The following is a 14,399-nucleotide window of genomic DNA, read 5'->3' on the forward strand; positions in this document are numbered from 1 at the left end:
GCACGAGCCCCAGCCCCGCGCCCTGGTGGAGCTGCGTCGGGACGAACCCGTGGCGGCGGCACTCCGACAACACCTCGGCGTGCCAGCCCGGCTCGCCCTCCATGGGCGGCAGCAGCAGCTCCCGCCCCGCGAGGTCCGCCAGGTGCACCTCGCCGACGCCGGTGAGCGGGTCGGCGTCGGCGAGCAGCACGCCCTGCCGCTGCACGAGCACCCGCCCGAAGCGCAGGCCGGGCGCGGCGAGCGGGTGACGGACCAGGCCGACGTCGATCACGCCCTCCGCCAGTGCCGTCACCTGGTCGGCGGTCCAGATCTCGGTGGGCGCGAGGCGTACGTCGGGGTGGATGTCGCGGAAGCCCGCGACCAGGGCGGCCAGCACGGCGGCGGCCAGGTCGGGCGGGACCCCGACCCGCAGCGCCGTCCCCTGCCCCTGCCGGGCCAGTTCGTGCAGCCGGTCCACGCGGGCGACGATCTCCCGGGCCTCGGCGAGCAGCAGCCGGCCGGCCTCGGTGAGCCGGACCTGCCGGGCCGAACGGTCGAACAACCGCACGCCGAGCTCCTCCTCCAGGCGCTTGATGCGCTGGCTGAGCGGCGGCTGGGCCATGCCGAGCCGGATCGCCGCGTTGCCGAAGTGGAGTTCCTCCGCCACCACGGTGAAATAGCGGAGGTGCCGGACAAGGTCCATGACCAGCCAATATATCCAAATATATATCCTGGCAGCCGCCATATCAGTATTGGACGTCCACGCCGCTTATCTGGTCTTCTCTCCGTCATGGCACCACAAACGGGGACAATGTACGCGCACTTGCAGCCGGAGCGGCCGGTACGCCGGCGCCGGAAGTGGCCCTGGGTCACGGCCGGGCTGCTGGTCCCGCTCCTCGCCGCGGGAGGGGTCGTCTGGGCGCTGCGCACGGAGGGCTCGGTGGAGGAGACGGCCGACCGCTATCTGGCGGCCTGGTCGGACCAGGACTACGCGACCATGCGCTCGCTGGTCGCCGACCCGCCCGCCGACTTCGAGACCTGGCACCAGCGCTTCCGTACCGACCTCAAGCTCACCCAGGCGTCCTTCCACCGCCCCCGGCCGAACGGGATCTTCGCCGGCACGTCGGACGACGGCGTGGTGAGCTTCCAGGCCAAGCTCCTCGGGCGCATGGACTGGACCTACACCGGGCGGCTCAAGCTGGTCGAGGACGGCCGCGCGTGGAAGGTCGCCTGGACCCCCGCCACGATCCACCCCCTGCTGAAGAAGGGCCGCTCGCTGAAGACGGTCACGCGGCAGGCCGACCCCGTGCGGGTGCTCGCCGCCGACAGCACGGAGCTCACCGAGCCGGGCGCGCCCGGCTCGGTGCAGCAACTCGTCGAGGGCATGAAGCAGGTCTTCCCCGACCGCTTCGAGAAGTCCGACCGCGCCCGGATCGACCTCTACGAAGGGAACGAGCCGGTCGAGACGGTCAAGGAGGAGGAGGGCGCGCAGCGGCCGATCCAGACGACGATCGACCTGAAGGTGCACCGTGCGGGGGCGCGGGCGCTGGAGGGCATGTACACGCCGGACAAGCCGGTCTCCCTGGTGGCGCTGCGGGCCTCGACCGGGGAGATCCTGGCGGTGGTGAACGCCCCGGGCGGGTTCAACCGGGCGCTGCTCGGCAAGTACCCGCCGGGCTCGACGTTCAAGGTGGTGACCGCCTCCGCGCTGGTCGCCGACGGAATCGAGCCCGGCCGGCAGGTGCGGTGCCCGGCCGAGAAGAACATCGGCGGCTTCCCGTTCCACAACGCCGGTTTCGAGGACTTCGGCACGCTGTCGTTCCGCGACGCGTTCGCGCACTCGTGCAACACCACGTTCGGGGAGCTGAGCGTGGCCCGGCTGAACGGCGGGCGGCTGGGCGAGGTCGCGAAGAGCTTCGGCTTCGGCACCCCGATCACGCCGGGCGTGCCGGCCGTGCGCGCCGAGTACCCCGACCCCAAGGACGACACCGACCTGGCCTCGGCCGCCATCGGACAGGGCCGGGTGCTGGCCAGCCCGCTCAACATGGCCTCCGTGGCCGCCGCCATCGCCTCCGGCGCGTGGATCCCGCCCCGCCTCGTCAAGGACGAGCGCATCCCCGACGCCCAGCCGGACGAGCCGCGCCCGCTGGAGAAGGGCGTGGTCGAGGCGCTGCGCACGCTGATGCCCGCCGTCGTCACCGACGGCACCGCCCACGGCGTGAGCTTCCCCTCCGGCACGGCCGGCAAGACCGGCACCGCGGAGTACGGCTCCGGCAAGGAACCCCCGGCCCACTCGTGGTTCATCGGCTACCGCGGCGACGTGGCCTTCTCCGTCATCGTCGAAGGCGGCGGCGCGGGCTCGGCGGTCGCCGCCCCCATCGCCGCCCGCTTCCTGAGCAACCTGTCCTGAACGTCAACCGGCCTTGCGGTCGATCGGGGTCGTGAGGGAGGCGACGGCGGCCACCACCTCCGAGGCGTTGGACAGGTCGGGCAGCACGACGTCGGCCCCGGCCTCCTGCAGCTCGGCCGCCATCGACCGCCCGGACGCGACCCCGATCATCGCCGCCCCGCCGATCTTGGCCGCCTGCACGTCACGCGTCGAGTCGCCGATCACCACGGTGTTGGCCGCCGTGAACGGCGTGCCGAGGCGCTGCTTGGCCCGCGACTGCGCGACCTGCAGCAGCGTCGCCTTGGGGTAGACCTCCTCGCCGTAGCCGCCGAGGTCGAAGTCGACGTACTTGTCGAGCCCGAACGCCTTCAGCTTGTGCACGGCGTTGCTCTTGATGGTGCCGGTCAGCACCGTCTGGACGACGCCGTCGAGCCGGCCCACGGACCTCAGCGCGTCTTTGGCCCCCGGCATCATCCGGCCCTCCTTCGCCAGCCGCCCGCGCCGGTCGGCGAAGGCCATGGCGAGCGCGGCCAGGAACCTCGGCAGGTGGTCGTCCTCGGCAACGATGCCGTTGACGGCGAGCGTCTCGAAGACGATCTCGGAATCGGGGCGGCCCAGCGGGGGCACGAGCTTCACCAGCGGGCGCCCCGTCACGACGCGGAACGCCTCGGCGTAGGCGTCTCTGGTCACGATGGCGACGTCGACCAGCGTCAGGTCGACGTTCCACAGCACAAGGCGGTTGATGGCAGCCTCCTGAGCAATCCCCTCAAAGGGTACGGCCGACACCGTGCTCGGGCGGCCCGCCCGAGCGATTCAAGCATGTTCAGACGTGATCGAGGGCGTCGGAGAGCCGGTCGACGACCGGCAGCCCGGTGCTCTCCAGCTCGGCCCGCGTGGTCATCCCGCCCGTGTAGAGCACGGCGCGGGCGCCGACGTGCCGCGCGGCGAGCCCGTCGTCCACGCTGTCGCCGATCACCAGCACCTCGGCCGGATCGACGTCGATGGCCGCGATGTGCGCCGCCATGTGCGCGGCCTTCTCTCCGCCGGTGCCGAGCACCACGCCGTCGATCCGGGTGAAGTGGGTGGTGATGCCGAACGACTCCACCTTGGGCACCAGGTGGTCGTGCGGCGCCATGGAGCACAACGACTGGGTGCCCGTCCAGCCGGCCAGCACCAGCTCGGCGTCGGGAGCGAGCCGGCACAGGTCGCTCAGCCGGAAGTAGTGCTCGTGGAACCCGCCGTCGAGCAGCTCCCACTCGCCCTCGTTCAGGGGGCGGCCGAGCAGGCGCTCGTAGGCGACCCAGATCGGCCGCGTGTAGACCGCGCGGAAGGAGTCGGCGGTCAGTGCGGGCAGCGCGTACGGCTCGAAGACCGCGTTGGTGGCTTCGACCACGGCCTCCAGGTCGTGGAAGAGCGTGCCGTTCCAATCCCAGATGATGTGCTTTGTCATGGCATGGCAAGCCTAATGGGCGGGCGTGACTCTCACGGCCGCAGCAGGTCGGGGATCTCCTGGGTCGCGTACCACATGAGCTCGTGCGCCTCCGCGCCGTCCACGGTGAACTGGGCGTCGTCGTCGCCCTCGTCGGCGGCGGGCAGCGCGGCGATCGCCGCCTCGATGTCGTCGGCGGCGTCGGTGTCGTCGACGTGCACCGCGGCCACCGTGGTCAGCGGCACCGCCTCCCCGACGCGCACCCGCGCGCGTTCCTCCAGGTCGGCGCCGGCGGTGATCGCGCCGTCCGGCACCTCGGCGGCGATCACCACGCGCCGGGGCGCGGCCTCGACGCCGTCGGCGCGGTCGGCGGCCAGCATCCGCAGGGAGGCGCGGGCCGCCTCGGTGAGCGCGACGTACTCGAGCTCCTCGGTGTCGCCCGAGGCGTACCACTCGATCAGCGCGGGGGTCACCGCGTAACCGGTGAGCGGGGCCGGGCCCAGCCCTCCCGCCTCGACCGCGACGGCGAGAGCGGGCAGGGTGCACGGCAGATAGACGCGCATGACGAACCTTTCGTGCTTACGTGGCCGGGCCGGGAGCCCGGTGTGCCGAGATGGGGTCCTCGCGTCGCTACGGCTCCAGCTCGGCGTGGAAGGGCTCCATCATGCCCGTCGCAGCGTGAGCCGGAGGACGGACTCGAGTTCCGTGATGGTCGTGTCCGGGTCGCGGTGGTGGATCCCGGCGATGCCTAGCCCGCGGGCGGCGAGGATGTTGGCCTCGATGTCGTCGATGAACACGCACTCCTCGCCGGGCAGCCCGAGCCGGCCGAGCGCGTGGTGGAAGATGCGCGGCTCGGGCTTGCGCATGCCGACCTCGCCGGAGATCACGATCGCGTCGAAGACCTCGTCCCAGTCGTCGCGGGGGTAGGTGTTGGACCACGAGTTGGACAGCAGGCACGTCTTGAGCCCGTGGCCGCGTACGTCGCGCAACATGTCGTACATGGCGTCCACCCGCTCGAAGCCGGCGAACATCCGCTCCAGCAGGCCGTCGGGCACCGGCGGCTCGCCGTCCACGGTCCGCAGCCTGGCGGCCAGGTCGCGTTCGAAGGACGGCCCGTCGATCTCGCCGCGTTCGAGGGCGTGGACGATGCTCTCGCCGTCTTCGGTGCGGTAGGCGTGCTCGATCAGCTCCCGCATCACGGTGTGGTAGTGACCGGCCTCGATCCTGTCCGCCTCGATCCAGCGCGCGATGGAGTCGGAGAGGCTGGTCGTCAGCACCCCGCCCCAGTCGATGAGAACACCCGTAACCATCGTTCTAGGGTAGAACGTCAACGAAACCCCAATGCCACAGCCCCCACGCCTAAAAATCACGGTAAAACGGCTGACCGATTTGTCTGGTTAGAGCGCTGTTCCAGCGTTCAAGCGCTACCAGAAAGGACCGCCGTTGCGTTCGACGATCCTGATCACCTCCCCCGACCAGTGGGTCGTCCCCGGCCAGGAGCTCTTCCAGTTCGGGCCCATCATCCCCGGCGGGCCGGAATGGTCCACCGAACCGGTCCTCGTCGCCATGCTGAGCGCGGTCGTGGCCATCGCCCTGTGCTGGGCCGCGTTCGCCAAGCCGAAGATCATCCCCCGCGGCCGGCAGAGCATCGGCGAGTACGCCGAGCGGCTGACGGTGCTCGGCGCGGGGCTCGGCGTCATCGGGGTGGCGATGACCATCGTGATGACGGCGTTCGAGATGTTCATCATGTTCCTGCAGGCGTTCCTGTTCGCCATGCTGGCCGCGATGTTCATCGCCAGCGGCCTGCGCGGCTCGCACTAGCGCCTAGCGGAAGCGCCCGGCCAGCCTGCGGTGCTCGGCCGAGCGCAGCACGCGCGCCGCCTCCTGCGCCGAGGCCCTGGGCGCCTCGGCCAGCAGCCCCCGGTTGTGCTTGAGCGTCAGCAGCCGGGTGACCGACTGGTCGAGGCGCTCCTCGGAGATGCGGCCCGACTTCACCGCCGCCACGACCGCGCGGTACTGCTTCGGCAGGTCGTTCGGCATGAGCAGCAGGTCGGCGCCGGCCAGCAGGGCCCGCACCGCGATCTCCCCGTCGTCGTACTTCTTGCGCACGCCCGCCATGTTGAGCGCGTCGGTGGAGATGACGCCCTTGAAGCCGAGCTCCTTGCGCAGCAGGCCGGTCAGGATGGGCTTGGACAGCGTGGCCGGGTCGCCCGACGGGTCGAGCTTGGGGAAGACGATGTGGGCGCTCATCACAGCGTCCACCCCGGCGTCGATGGCGGCCTTGAACGGCGGCGCGTCGATGCGCTCCCACTCGGCCCTGGTGTGATTGATCACCGGCAGCCCGGTGTGGCTGTCGACGTTGGTGTCACCGTGGCCGGGGAAGTGTTTGGCGGTCGAGGCCATGCCCGCCTCGTGGAAGCCCTTGACGGCGGCGGCCACCATCGCGGCCACCTTCTTCGGCTGGTCGCCGTACGCCCGCTGCCCGATGACCGGGTTTCGCGGGTTGACGTTCACGTCGGCCACCGGCGCGAAGTCGAGGTTGACGCCGAGCGCGTGCAGCTCCCTGCCGGTCGCCCTGGCCACCTGCCCGGCCAGTTCGGGCTGTCCCTTGGCGCCGATCTGGCCGGCGCCGGGGAAGGCGGTCATGACGCTGGAGAACCGCGACACCATGCCGTTCTCCTGGTCCGTCGCGACCAGCAGCGGGACGTCCTTCGAGGCCCGCTGCATGCCGTTGGTGAACGAGACCACCTGGCCGACGCTCTTGACGTTGTACGGGAAGAGGATGACGCCGCCCAGGTGGTACTTCTGGATGACCTTGGCCGGGGTCTGGGCGCCGAAGCGGGCCTGGTTCTCGCCGGAGACCGAGTCGGCGGCGGTGCCGTACACGATCGGCATGAAGAGCTGGCCGACCTTCTCCTCGACGGTCATCTCCGACAGGGCGCGCTCCACCGGGCTCTCGGCGGCCGGCGTCGCCGGCGGCGCGCTCTGCCGCGGCGTGTTAGCCGTGGTCGGCGCGGGCGGCGCCGCCCTGCCGCCGGTCGGTTCGGCCCCCGCCGAGCCGCCGCCACCGCCGCACGCGGTCAGCGCGGTCACCAGGAGTCCTGTCGTCGCGATCCGTCGAAGCATGAGTCCCAAGGTATCCATCCACCGGCAGGGAACGAGCCCGGCACGCCTACAACCCGAGCCTGACCAGGGCAGGCAGGTGCGCGCGGGCCGCCGCGCGCGCGTCGGCCGCCGTCGGCTGCGCCCGTGCGGCATGCGCGGCCGTACGGCACTGGTCGAGGCTGTGCGCGGCCAGCCCGGCGCGTACGGCGGCCAGCGACGACGGCGCCATCGACAACGAGCCGACGCCGAGCCCGGCCAGCACGCAGGCCATGACCGGGTCGGCGGCGGCCTCACCGCACACCGCGCACGGCTTGCCCACCCGCGCCGCGACCTCCGCCGTCATGGCCACCAGGTCGAGCAGCGCCGGCTGCCACGGGTCCTGCAACGCGCTCACCGCGCCGAGCTGGCGGTCGGCGGCGAAGGTGTACTGGCTGAGGTCGTTGGTGCCGACCGAGACGAAGTCGGCGTGGGCGAGCAGGTCGCGGGCGCGCAGCGCCGCGGCCGGGATCTCGATCATCACGCCCGCGCTGGGCAGCCCCCTGTCGCGGCAGGCGCGCACGAACCAGGCCGCGTCCTCGGCGGTGGCGACCATGGGCGCCATCACCCGCAGGCCCTCCTCGGCGACCGCCGCCAGCGCGTCGAGCTGCGCCGCCATCACCTCCGGGAACCTGCGGAACAGGCGCAGCCCGCGCTCCCCCAGCGCCGGGTTCGGCTCGGCGGGCACAGGCAGGAACGCCAGCGGCTTGTCGGCGCCGCTGTCGAGGGTGCGCACGCAGACCTTCCCGCCGGGGAACGCCTCCAGCGCCTGCCGGTAGGCGCGCCGCTGCTCCTCGGGGGAGGGCGGCCGCGTCCGGTCGAGGTAGAGGAACTCGGTCCGGTAGAGGCCGACGCCCTCGGCCTCGGCGGCGAGGGCCGCGTCGAGGTCGGCGGGGCTGCCGACGTTCGCGTACAGCGGCACCGGCTGCCCGTCGGCGGTCCTGCCGGGGCCCCTGGCGGCGGAGATCGCGGCCCGGCGCGCCGACGCGGCGCCGACCGCGTCGGCCACGTGCGCCTCCGCCGGCTCGACCTCGACCTCGCCGGAGGTGCCGTCCACCATCACGCGGACGCCGTGCGGGATGCCGGTCGCGCCCGGGCAGGCCACCACGGCCGGCACACCCATGGCGCGGGCCAGGATCGCGGTGTGGCTGGTGGGCCCGCCCTCCTCGGTGACGAACGCGGCCACCTGCGCGCGCGACAACAGCGCCGTGTCGGCCGGCGCGAGATCCCGCGCCACCAGCACGTACGGCTCCTCGGGCTTGGCCGGCAGCGCCGGCATGGCCTGCCCGTAGAGCACCGCGATCACGCGGTCGCGGATGTCGTTCAGGTCGGCGGCCCGCTCGCCCAGGTAGCCGCCGGACCCGGCGAGCACGTCGCGGTATTTCGTGAACGCCTCGAACACCGCCCTCGGGGCGGCCACACCGCGGTCGATCAGCGAGCGCACCTTGACAACCACGCCCGGGTCCTCGGCCATCAGCGCCTGGGCCTTGAGGATCTCCTCGGCCTCGCCGCCCGCCCGGTTGCCGCGCGCCTCCAGCTCGCCCGCGACCCGCGTGAGCGCGGTCATCGCGCGCTCCTTCTCCTGCTCCGCCTCACCGGCGTAGGCAGCGCCCTCGGGGGGTTCGGGCACGGAGACGGAGAGTACGTACGAGGGCCCGTGCCCGACGCCCGGGCTGACCCCCACCCCCCTCAGGTTCATGGCGCGGCGGCGATCGCGGCCAGTTCGTCGAGCACCTCTTCCGAGCCCTCGCCCTCGGCGGAGATCACGACGGTCTCGCCCTGCCGGACGTCGAGCGCCATGATCGCGAGGATGCTCTTGCCGTTCACCGGGCCCTCGCCGTTGGGCTTCGCCACCGCGATCTCCATCGGGGCCTGCTTGGCGCGCTGCACGAATGTCGCCGCCGGACGCGCGTGCAGACCTACCTCCGCGGCCACGGTGACCTTCCGCTCACCCATTTCGCTGCTCCTCCTTCTGTGCCGGTCCGGACCAGCCGTACCTCCGCACGGCCATCGATCGCCGCCAAATGGGACGACCTGCCCATTCTGCCGGTTCTCACGTATGCCGGTACGGAGTTCGGCACTCCCTGTGAACGGATCACAGCGGCCGCTATTCCCATCGGAAGAGCTCGTCCCCCGCGTGCACGGCCCCCTCCGCGACCCCCGTCAGGGACTCCGAGACGGCGTCCAGCGCGACGACCGGGCAGACCGGCGAACGCCCGCCCGCCTCGACGGCCGCGGGGTCCCAGGCCACCACCGGCTGCCCGGCGCGCACCCGGTCGCCCTCCGCCGCCAGCAGCCGGAACCCCTCCCCTTTGAGCTGGACGGTGTCGATGCCCAGGTGCACCAGCACACCCTTGCCGTCGTCCCCCACGATGACGTAGGCATGCGGATGCAGTTTCATGATTTTTCCCGCTATGGGGGCGACTGCCTCCCCCGGCCCCCGTAGCGGATCGATCGCCGTTCCCGGGCCGACCATGCCCGCCGAGAAGACCGGGTCGGGCACGGCGGCCAATCCCACAGCCGCCCCCTCAACCGGGGCGAGAACAGTCGTCATGGTCTCGCCCTTTAGCCGATGATGTCCTCGATGTCGCTGGCTATCGTGTCGGCCTCAGGTCCGACGACGACCTGAACCACGTTCCCCGCAGCCATCACGCCATGCGCGCCGGCCGCCTTCAGCGCCGCCTGGTCGACCTTGGAGGCGTCGTGGACCTCCGTGCGCAGGCGCGTGATGCAGGGTTCGATGTCGATGATGTTGTCGGCGCCGCCCAGCCCGGCGATGAGCGCATTCACGTCGGCCGCCATCTCGTCCTCCCTAGGACTAGCACTCCGACCAGGCTAGTCAGTCGGTCTGGGTGACTTTGTTCAGGCCGCGCGGCGCGTCCGGGTCGATGCCGAGCCGCCGGGCCAGCGCCTCGGTGAGCAGCTGGCCGGGCACGATCAGGCCCATGGGCGCCAGCCACTCGGGCAGGTCGGGGCCGTTGAGCGCGGCCGTGCCCGCCTGCGCGAGCGCCGTCCCGCCGCCGATCGTGTACGCCGCCGCGCCCGCGGCCACCACCCGCTCGGCCAGCGCGACGGTGCCCTGCAGCGTCGGGCTGTTCTCGGCGGCCACGAGCAGCGCCGGGGTGTCGGCGTCCACGACCGCGATGGGGCCGTGCAGCAGGTCGGCGTACGACAGGCCCATGGCGTGCAGGTAGCAGGCCTCCTTGAGCTTGAGCGCGGTCTCCAGCGCCGTGGAGAAGGCCAGGCCGCGCCCGGAGACGACCACGCCGGGCTTGTCGAGCAGGCCCTCGACCACGGCGTCCAGGTCGCCCGGCTCGGCGACCAGCTTCTCCACCGCCTCCGGCACCCGCCGCAGCTCGCCGGCGTCCACGTCGGCGCCGAGGCCGAGCGCCAGCACCGCGAGGGCGGCCAGCTGCGTCGTGTACGTCTTCGTCGCCGGGACGGCCTTCTCCTCCCCGGCGACCGTGCACAACGCCACGTCTGCCGCCTGCGCGAGCGGGCTGTCGGCGCCGCCGTTGGTGATGCCGACGGTCTTGGCCCCGCAGTCCTTGGCCCAGGACAGCGTCTCGACGATCTCCTCGGTCCGGCCCGACTGCGAGATGGCCACCGCGAGCACGCCGTCGAGGTCGAGCCTGCGCCTGTACGTCGTCGCGATCGACGGCGCCGCCAGCGCGGAGAGCCGTCCGGCGTGCGATTCGACCAGGTAGCGCCCGTAGACTGCGGCGTTGTCAGAGGTGCCACGTGCGATGAACAGCAACTGGCGGGTCTGCCCGCCCAGAGCCTCGATCTCGGAGACCTGGGGCAGCAGGGCGTCCAGCGTGGCCCGCAGCGCGGTCGGCTGCTCGGCGATCTCGCTGCGCATCTTGGTGGTCATCGTTGAGTTCATCCTTACGTCATGGCGGCTCGGACTTGACCGACTTTCAGGACATGTGGTCTAGTCCGGACTAGACCAGTACGAACCATAGCCCATTAGCCAAGGTCAGCACGAGGGGAGGATGAGTGCCGCACATCGATCCGGACAGCCCGGTGCCCAAGTACTTCCAGCTCCGCGAGATCCTGCTGGACCTCATCGACAGCGACGAGCTCAGCATCGGGGCGGCCATCCCGTCCGAGCGCGAGCTGTGCCAGCGCTTCGGGCTGTCCCGGATGACCGTGCGTCAGGCCGTCGACCACCTGGTCTCCGAAGGCCGCCTGCACCGCGTGCCCGGCAAGGGCACGTTCGTGGCCCGGCCCAAGATCGAGCTGGCGCTGCAGCTCACCTCGTTCACCGAGGACATGCGGGCGCGCGGCATGATCCCGGGCTCGCGCGACCTCGACCGCCGCGTCGTGCGCGCCAGCGCCCACCTGGCCAAGGAGCTGGGCATCCCGCCGGGCGAGGAGGTGCACTTCATCGAGCGCCTGCGCACCGCCGACGGCGAGCCGCTGTCCGTCGAGCGCGCCCACATCCCCGTCAAGCTCGCCCCCGACCTCGCCTCCTTCGACCTGACGGACACGTCCCTGTACGAGCTGCTGGAGCGCCGCTACGGCCTGGTCATGGACGCCGGCGAGCTCACCATCGACGGCGGCATCGCCGACCCGAGCGACGCCGACCTGCTGAAGCTCCCCCGGGGCGGCGCCGTCCTGCTGCTGCAGCGCAGGTCGTTCTCCGGCGGCGTCTGCGCGGAGCTGGGCGTGTCCACCTACCGCGCCGACCGCTACCAGCTGCGCACCCTCCTCGAAATGCCCGCCCGAAGGGGCTGACCCCCGTCTCCCCAGCGAGGCCCTGACCGCCTCGGAGGATCGCCGGTGAACGAGACCACCGCCGCCCGGCCTTCGCCGTTCGCGCGCGTGATGACCGTGCTCCAGCGGCTGGGCCGCTCCCTGATGCTGCCCATCGCCGCCCTGCCGTCGGCGGCGCTGTTGTTGCGCTTCGGCCAGCCCGACATGCTCGGCTCGAACGGCCCCGAGCCGGGCGGCCTGGCCGACGTGGCCGGCCTGGCGTGGCTGAACGAGGTGGCCGGGGTGCTGGCCGCCGCCGGGGCGGCGCTGCTGGAGAACCTGCCGCTGCTGTTCGCCGTCGGCGTCGCGATCGGCTTCGCCCGCAAGTCCGACGGCTCCACCGCGCTCGCCGCCGTCGTCGGCTACCTGGTCTTCGACCGCGTCACCAAGGTGATGTTCGCCGAGTCCGGCATCCGCGACACCGTCGTCATCAAGCAGGCCCTGCCCCAGGGCGGGTTCCAGGAGATCATCGACTACGGCATGCAGAACCCCACCAAGGTCCTCGGCGGCATCGTCATGGGCCTGGTGGCCGCCCTGCTCTGGCAGCGCTTCCACCGCATCAAACTGCCGTCGTGGCTGGCCTTCTTCGGCGGGCGGCGTTTCGTGCCCATCGTCACCTCGATCGCGGCCCTGCTCATCGGCGTGGTGTTCGGCTGGCTCTGGCCGGTGCTCGGCGAGTGGATCCGCCACGCCGGCGAGGCCCTGGCCGCCGTCGGCCCCGTCGGCACCGGCGTCTACGGCCTGGTCAACCGCCTGCTCATCCCGTTCGGCCTGCACCACTTCGTCAACTCGGTCGTCTGGTACGTCGTGCCGCAGTGCGACGTCGGCGGCCGGGTGCTCGGCGGCGACTGGAACTGCTACTTCGGCGGCGACCCGGACGCCGGCCAGTTCATGGCCGGCTTCTTCCCCATCATGATGTTCGCCCTCCCGGCCGCCGCCCTGGCCATGTGGCGGGCGGCCCCCGCGCACCGGCGGGCCACGGTGGGCGGCATCATGTTGTCGGCCGGGCTGGCGTCGTTCGTCACGGGCATCACCGAGCCGATCGAGTTCGCCTTCATCTTCGTCGCGCCGCTGCTGCTGGTCGTGCACGCCGTCCTGACGGGCCTCGCCATGGCGCTCACCACGCTGATCGGCGGCCAGCTCGGCTTCGGCTTCTCGGCGGGCCTGCTCGACATGCTGCTGAACGCCAGCAAGTCGAACACCGAGAACCTCCCCGGCATCCTCCTGCTCGGCGTGGCCTACGGCGCCGTCTACTACGTCGTGTTCTCCTTCCTCATCCGCAGGCTCGACATCCAGACTCCCGGCCGCGAACCCGACCCCGACCCCGACTCCGGCGAGACCTAGCGCCGCCTCCCCCGCGTACGGCGGACCGGGCGTTTCCGGCGGATCGGCCGCGGGGTAGAAAACCGGCATCCCCCGCGACGCGACGCACCTGCGGGGGGAGCACGGCCATGGGCGCGGCCACGGCCTGGTCATCGACGTTCGCCGTGCTGCAGCGCATCGGCCGTTCGCTCATGATGCCGATCGCCGTGCTCCCCGCCGCCGGCCTGCTCTTCCGCTTCGGACAGGAGGACATGCTGGGCGCGGGCGGTCTCGGCGGCGCCTTCCCGTGGCTGCTGCCGGTGGCCCGGGTCATGGCCGCGGCCGGCGGCGCGCTCTTCGACAACCTGCCGCTGCTGTTCGCCGTCGGCGTCGCGATCGGCTTCGCCCGCAAGTCCGACGGCTCCACCGCGCTCGCCGCCGTCGTCGGCTACCTGGTCTTCGACCGCGTCACCAAGACGCTGTTCTTCGACGCCGGCGAGGGCGCCGTGTACTCCAAGGTCACCGTGATCCTGCGGAACGGCACCCCGACGCTCGACCTGGGCGCGCAGAACCCGACGGGCGTGCTGGGCGGCATCGTCATCGGCATCACCGCCGCCCTGCTCTGGCAACGTTTCTACCGCTTCAAGCCGCCCTCGTGGCTGGCGTTCTTCGGCGGCCGGCGTTCGGTGCCCATCATCACGGCCGTCGCCGCCCTGCTCCTCGGCGTGCTGTTCGGCCTGCTGTGGCGGCCCATCGGCGACTGGTTGTCGGACGTCGGCGACTGGCTCTCCGCCCACGGCACCGCCGGCGCCGGCATCTACGGCGTCGCCAACCGGCTGCTCATCCCCATCGGCCTGCACCACTTCCTCAACACCATCGTCTGGTTCACCCTCCCCGAGTGCCGCGCGGGCGTGAACGGCGCGATCCGGGACGCCGCGGGCGACCTGAACTGCTATTTCGCCGGCGAGCAGGGCGCGGGCATCTTCATGACCGGGTTCTTCCCCGTCATGATGTTCGGCCTGCTGGGCGCGGCGCTGGCGATGTGGCGGGCCGCCCCGCCGGAGCGCCGCGCGTCCGTCGGGGGCATCCTGCTCTCGGCCGGCCTGACGGCGTTCGTCACGGGCATCACCGAGCCGCTGGAGTTCGCCTTCATCTTCGTGGCGCCCGTGCTGTTCGCCGTGCACGCGCTGCTGACGGGCCTGTCGATGGCCCTGATGGCGGAGCTGGGCGCGCGGCTCGGCTTCACGTTCTCCGGCGGGGCCATCGACATGCTGCTGAACGCCGGCAAGTCCAACACCCACGGCCTCGCCCTGATCATCGGCTTCGGCCTGGCGTACCTGGTGCTCTACTACGTCATCTTCAGCGTCCTGATCCGCGCTATGAACCTCCCCACCCCCGGCC

The 14,399-nt window shown here is 71.9% G+C and carries 16 protein-coding genes; 5 read left to right on the plus strand and 11 right to left on the minus strand.

Features of this window, described 5'->3' with window-relative positions; all coding sequences use genetic code 11:
• Positions 1 to 682: LysR family transcriptional regulator (locus tag C1J01_RS37215; RefSeq protein WP_111183660.1), on the minus strand; the 682-nt coding region annotated here is incomplete at its 3' end.
• Between the two features lie 108 nt (positions 683 to 790).
• On the opposite strand from C1J01_RS37215, the gene C1J01_RS37220 reads away from it, so the two are divergent.
• Complete coding sequence (locus C1J01_RS37220) at positions 791 to 2,389, plus strand: penicillin-binding transpeptidase domain-containing protein (protein ID WP_111183661.1); 1,599 nt, start codon at positions 791 to 793, stop codon at positions 2,387 to 2,389.
• Between the two features lie 3 nt (positions 2,390 to 2,392).
• On the opposite strand, the gene C1J01_RS37225 is transcribed toward C1J01_RS37220, so the two are convergent.
• The 4 genes from C1J01_RS37225 to C1J01_RS37240 form a co-directional block, all read right to left on the minus strand.
• Positions 2,393 to 3,100, minus strand: a complete 708-nt coding sequence (locus C1J01_RS37225; protein ID WP_111183662.1) for an HAD family hydrolase — start codon at positions 3,098 to 3,100, stop codon at positions 2,393 to 2,395.
• Between the two features lie 91 nt (positions 3,101 to 3,191).
• Entirely contained in the window at positions 3,192 to 3,818 is a 627-nt protein-coding gene (locus C1J01_RS37230; protein WP_111183663.1) for an HAD family hydrolase, read from the minus strand.
• Between the two features lie 32 nt (positions 3,819 to 3,850).
• On the minus strand, positions 3,851 to 4,360 hold the full coding sequence (locus C1J01_RS37235; protein WP_111183664.1) for a DUF6912 family protein: 510 nt from the start codon (positions 4,358 to 4,360) through the stop codon (positions 3,851 to 3,853).
• A 99-nt stretch (positions 4,361 to 4,459) separates the two neighbouring features.
• On the minus strand, positions 4,460 to 5,107 hold the full coding sequence (locus tag C1J01_RS37240; RefSeq protein ID WP_111183665.1) for an HAD family hydrolase: 648 nt from the start codon (positions 5,105 to 5,107) through the stop codon (positions 4,460 to 4,462).
• Positions 5,108 to 5,240: 133 nt separating this feature from the next.
• Between C1J01_RS37240 and C1J01_RS37245 the strand changes: the two genes are divergently transcribed.
• Complete coding sequence (locus tag C1J01_RS37245) at positions 5,241 to 5,618, plus strand: FoF1 ATP synthase subunit a (RefSeq protein ID WP_181449182.1); 378 nt, start codon at positions 5,241 to 5,243, stop codon at positions 5,616 to 5,618.
• A 3-nt stretch (positions 5,619 to 5,621) separates the two neighbouring features.
• Here the strand turns inward: C1J01_RS37245 and nagZ are convergent, their stop codons facing one another.
• The 6 genes from nagZ to C1J01_RS37275 all read right to left on the minus strand — a co-directional run bounded on the left by nagZ (position 5,622) and on the right by C1J01_RS37275 (position 10,812).
• On the minus strand, positions 5,622 to 6,923 hold the full coding sequence (nagZ, locus tag C1J01_RS37250) for a beta-N-acetylhexosaminidase (protein ID WP_235854923.1): 1,302 nt from the start codon (positions 6,921 to 6,923) through the stop codon (positions 5,622 to 5,624).
• 46 nt (positions 6,924 to 6,969) lie between these two features.
• Entirely contained in the window at positions 6,970 to 8,637 is a 1,668-nt protein-coding gene (gene ptsP / locus C1J01_RS37255) for a phosphoenolpyruvate--protein phosphotransferase (RefSeq protein WP_111183667.1), read from the minus strand.
• Positions 8,634 to 8,894, minus strand: a complete 261-nt coding sequence (locus C1J01_RS37260; protein ID WP_111183668.1) for an HPr family phosphocarrier protein — start codon at positions 8,892 to 8,894, stop codon at positions 8,634 to 8,636. Before C1J01_RS37260 ends, ptsP begins: the two co-directional genes overlap by 4 nt.
• Before the next feature lie 151 nt (positions 8,895 to 9,045).
• Entirely contained in the window at positions 9,046 to 9,492 is a 447-nt protein-coding gene (locus C1J01_RS37265; protein ID WP_111183669.1) for a PTS sugar transporter subunit IIA, read from the minus strand.
• An 11-nt stretch (positions 9,493 to 9,503) separates the two neighbouring features.
• Positions 9,504 to 9,740 (minus strand): PTS sugar transporter subunit IIB, encoded by a 237-nt coding sequence (locus tag C1J01_RS37270; RefSeq protein WP_111183670.1) that lies wholly within the window; start codon positions 9,738 to 9,740, stop codon positions 9,504 to 9,506.
• A 37-nt stretch (positions 9,741 to 9,777) separates the two neighbouring features.
• Positions 9,778 to 10,812: an SIS domain-containing protein gene (locus tag C1J01_RS37275; RefSeq protein WP_111183671.1), complete on the minus strand. Its 1,035-nt coding sequence runs from the start codon at positions 10,810 to 10,812 to the stop codon at positions 9,778 to 9,780.
• A 125-nt stretch (positions 10,813 to 10,937) separates the two neighbouring features.
• Here C1J01_RS37275 and C1J01_RS37280 point away from each other — a divergent pair, with 125 nt between their 5' ends.
• The 3 genes from C1J01_RS37280 to C1J01_RS37290 form a co-directional block, all read left to right on the plus strand.
• On the plus strand, positions 10,938 to 11,678 hold the full coding sequence (locus tag C1J01_RS37280) for a GntR family transcriptional regulator (protein WP_111183672.1): 741 nt from the start codon (positions 10,938 to 10,940) through the stop codon (positions 11,676 to 11,678).
• Between the two features lie 45 nt (positions 11,679 to 11,723).
• A complete protein-coding gene (locus tag C1J01_RS37285) occupies positions 11,724 to 13,040 on the plus strand; it encodes a PTS transporter subunit EIIC (RefSeq protein WP_111183673.1) in 1,317 nt (438 codons plus the stop codon).
• 107 nt (positions 13,041 to 13,147) lie between these two features.
• The coding region (locus tag C1J01_RS37290; protein WP_111183674.1) for a PTS transporter subunit EIIC at positions 13,148 to 14,399 on the plus strand (1,252 nt) is incomplete at its 3' end.

This window comes from Nonomuraea aridisoli, assembly GCF_003236395.1.
In the GTDB taxonomy this organism is placed as follows: Bacteria; Actinomycetota; Actinomycetes; order Streptosporangiales; family Streptosporangiaceae; genus Nonomuraea; species Nonomuraea aridisoli.